The 2,640-nt window shown below is 39.2% G+C and carries 2 protein-coding genes; both read right to left on the bottom strand.

Features of this window, described 5'->3' with window-relative positions:
- Nucleotides 1-189: 189 nt before the first annotated feature.
- The gene (locus CALSC_RS16935) at nucleotides 190-759 is read right to left on the bottom strand and encodes a pentapeptide repeat-containing protein (RefSeq protein WP_088242483.1); all 570 of its coding nucleotides are present in this window, start codon (nucleotides 757-759) and stop codon (nucleotides 190-192) included.
- A 333-nt stretch (nucleotides 760-1,092) separates the two neighbouring features.
- Nucleotides 1,093-2,208 carry a ferrochelatase gene (locus CALSC_RS16940; RefSeq protein WP_088242484.1) on the bottom strand — a complete coding sequence of 372 codons (1,116 nt, stop codon included), beginning with the start codon at nucleotides 2,206-2,208 and terminating at the stop codon, nucleotides 1,093-1,095.
- Between the last annotated feature and the right edge of the window lie 432 nt (nucleotides 2,209-2,640).

Here is a 2,640-nt window from a genome sequence, read left to right on the forward strand (position 1 = left end):
TATTGTAATTCTTGATGCACTAATACTAACTGTACCTCATTTACCTCGAAAACGCTGTAAATGGACCGACCATCATGCGATCGCTATGGGGTAAGCTGCGACGAGCCTTAAATCCTCCCAAGTCTTGAATATGGGGAGTAAGTAGTTGAGTAATATTGGACATCAAAAAACTGCGCCTGTATTAATAATCTACCTATGAATACTGCCATCAGGCATAATGGCTCCAGTCAAGAAAGCTTCACTCATATCTGTAGCAGTTATATTTGCTCCAGTCAAATTTGCTTCACTTAAGTTTGCCTCACTTAAGTCCGCTCCACTTAAATCGACTCCTCTGAGATTGGCTTTCCACATTCTGGCTCCACTCATTTTTGCTCCCTGTAGATTTGCCCCTTCTAAGTCAGCTGTACTCAAGGATGCCATATGTAATTCAGCTTCACTCAAGTTAGCATCTTTGAGCAATGCACCACTCAAATCTGATTCATTTAAATTCGCAGTTATAAGAATTGCTTGATTTAAGTTAGCTCCACTGAGAATTGCTTCATTCAAATTCGCATGTTCCAAGTTAGCTCCACTGAGATTTGCCTCACTCAAATTCGCGCCACTGAGATTTATCCGTATCAGATTAGCACCCCGAATATCAGCCCTACCGAAATCTACACCACCCAATTTTGCCCCTCGTAGGTCGGCTTGAGTTAATAAAATACCATTGAAATTCCTTTCTCCAACGGCATAACGAGTGATTAATTGATTAACATCCATAATATTTTGCTTATGAGTAATTGACTGGACAATGGCAAAAATGAAACTATGTCCAAGGATGCTTCCTAAGAAAGTAGGGGCAATTGGGAGAGTAATTTCTTAGATATTGAAAATGCACCCCACACATGGAGTGATAAAAACCAGTCTCCTGTGTATCTGCCATAATTTCAGTTTCTCAAAACCTGATTCTTTAGTCAGCAATTCTCAACAGATCAAAATAAAGACCCAAAATTATTGTGAATTTTAGATTGATGTCACAGATTTGTACTATTAAGGAATTAATGAGCAAAAGCTTTGGTTAAACTGCCACTGTCCAGTAATTAAACAAATTTATTAATGATGGTGGTGGTGATGATGATGATGATTAGCTTGGATATTGACTGTTACCCCTTCTGCGGAGAATAATTCAGCAATTTGAGCATCAGCCCACTGGGTTGCCATTGCTAAAAATTCTGGATGGTCATTCACGCAGGGCATTTGGATGTAATTGACATTACCATACTGCTTTTCCAGGTCATGAATAATATGGTGTACATCCAACAAAGTTTCATGGTTTTCAGTGGCAAAGCCAATGGGCATAAAGATTATAGCTTTAGCACCCAACTGAATCAGATTTTTGGCTGCTTGGGTAGCATTGGGCTGTGTCCATTCAATTAGAGGTGTATCATGGTTTAACCAGCCTACAGAAATTAAGGGGTAGCGGTTAATTAATTTATCCCGGACTAATTCGTATAGGGCTTGACTTTCGCTAATTCCAGAGGTGAATCCTTTAGCTTTATGGGGACAGCCATGATTTGTCAACACAATCCCAATTTCCGAGGGAAGATGGGTGTTAGCTAAACTAGAGTCGATTTCTTCCTCTACCAACTGAGCCATCAAATGGATGTAATCTGGTTCATTAAAGAAAGAGGGAATATAACGCTGAGCCTTAATCCAATGTTCGCCATCAGAAAGATTATCTAGAGCTTTGTTCACTTGTTCAATGGCTATGCCACTGGTGAAGATAGAATCCACCACTAACAGTGGGTAAATCAATAACTTCTCAAACCCAGCCTCCTTAATTTGCTCCAATACCTGGGAAGGAAGAAAAGGAGCACAGAAATTAAAGGCTTTGAATACTTGAACTCGATCGCCCCATTTGGCTTGTAGGTTCTTCTCAATCCCTGCCCGTTGTTTTTCAAAGATAGAATTATGAGGGGAGATAAAATCATCATGCTTGTGTCCCCATTCATGGCGATCAAATAATGCCAATAGTTTTGCCAGAGGGGGATAAACCCAGGTTGGTACGGGTGCAAATTTTGCTGTCAGTAGATTTAAAGCTTGTTCGTTGTAATTAGCAAAATCCTCATAGCTTTCTACTTCTCCGTAACCCATGAGTAATACAGCAACACGATCTTGATTTGGTAGATGTTCTGGGCTTTTGTTTAATGTGTCTGAGATAGCAACCACAGCGAGTTCCTCAATACAATTCAGAATGGAGAGATAAAAAATAGCTTGGTGTTTTTTCTTACTAAAACTATTATTATCCCTTCCAGGGGGATAGGATATGAACAAAAATGAACAAAATATTAACTGTTGTATCATTTAATAATGGGGACATACTAGGTATGAGTAGCTGAAAATGATACCCTATGAGGCGATCATGCCCTTAACATTTAGCAACAAATTGTCAGTAGAGATGTCACACAAGGAAAAATCTTTATAATTGCTTAACTTCACAATGTCATAGTAAATAGGGAATTGTAAGTAAGTCGGCACAGTAAAACCAAACTATGTGAAGAAAAGTAAATAAGGCTAAAACCCTCTTTCCCTCTGCTCTCTAACCCCTGCCCCCTAACTTATCCAAACGATAATTTTTTTACGCCTACCTACTTATTAGTC

Origin of the sequence: Calothrix rhizosoleniae SC01, assembly GCF_900185595.1 — a bacterium.
GTDB classification, from domain to species: domain Bacteria; phylum Cyanobacteriota; class Cyanobacteriia; order Cyanobacteriales; family Nostocaceae; genus Calothrix_A; species Calothrix_A rhizosoleniae.

Excerpts from the sequence above, each read along its gene's own strand:
- CALSC_RS16935 (WP_088242483.1), bottom strand. The coding sequence starts at position 759 with ATGGATGTTAATCAATTAATCACTCGTTATGCCGTTGGAGAAAGGAAT.